1 pseudogene is annotated in these 694 nt (G+C 51.4%); it reads right to left on the bottom strand.

Features of this window, described 5'->3' with window-relative positions:
• Nucleotides 1-694, bottom strand: a pseudogene (locus ACTXGJ_RS12640) (hypothetical protein); the annotation flags it as partial.

Genomic DNA, 694 nt, shown 5'->3' with positions numbered 1-694 from the left:
CGCCGCTCATTACCAGCGCTGCCGACACTGACGACATTGCTACCCGTGGATGTTCCTACTACAGAAGTGGCACCAGTTGGGATAAAGCTCGCTACGGTGGAGGCGGTCACTACCGAGTTGTTGCCAATGCCAACTGCACCATCTAAGCCTTTAGCTATACTGACGTTATTACCGATAGCAAGGGCGTTGTCGGCTGCGACGCTATTGCCCGTACCGATACTGACACTAGATAGGCCTGAGGCTTTGGCATTGGTTCCTATGGCAATTGATTCATCTGCTGAGGCTTTGGCTCGTGCGCCAATAGAGACGGTTCTGTTGGTAGTGACTTTTTGTCCTGCTTCAAAGCCTATGGCAACGTTTTGATCCCCATCTACTGTACTGCCTGCTTTAAAGCCTAAGGCTGAGTTAAAGGAGCCTTTTACGTTATTGCCCGTTTCAGAACCAATACCGATGTTTGATCTACCTCTGACGATGGAGGCGGACTCTGTGCCTAAGGCGATGTTGTCACGTCCAACGACTTGTGAGCCTGCGCCAAAGCCGTTGACAGATTTATCACCGCTGCCACCAATAGCGATGTTCGATTTGTTGCCAGGTGCGGAGGATTTACTGCCTGAGAGGTTACCGATTGAGATGCTTCTATTCGATAGGGCTTGTGCTTGTGGACCGATAGCGGTGGCATCTTCGCCTGTCGCTG

This window comes from Psychrobacter sp. 1Y11 (assembly GCF_052259045.1).
In the GTDB taxonomy this organism is placed as follows: Bacteria; Pseudomonadota; Gammaproteobacteria; order Pseudomonadales; family Moraxellaceae; genus Psychrobacter.
The sequence above is the reverse complement of the archived record's forward strand: the minus strand, read 5'-3'. Positions and strand labels throughout refer to the sequence as shown.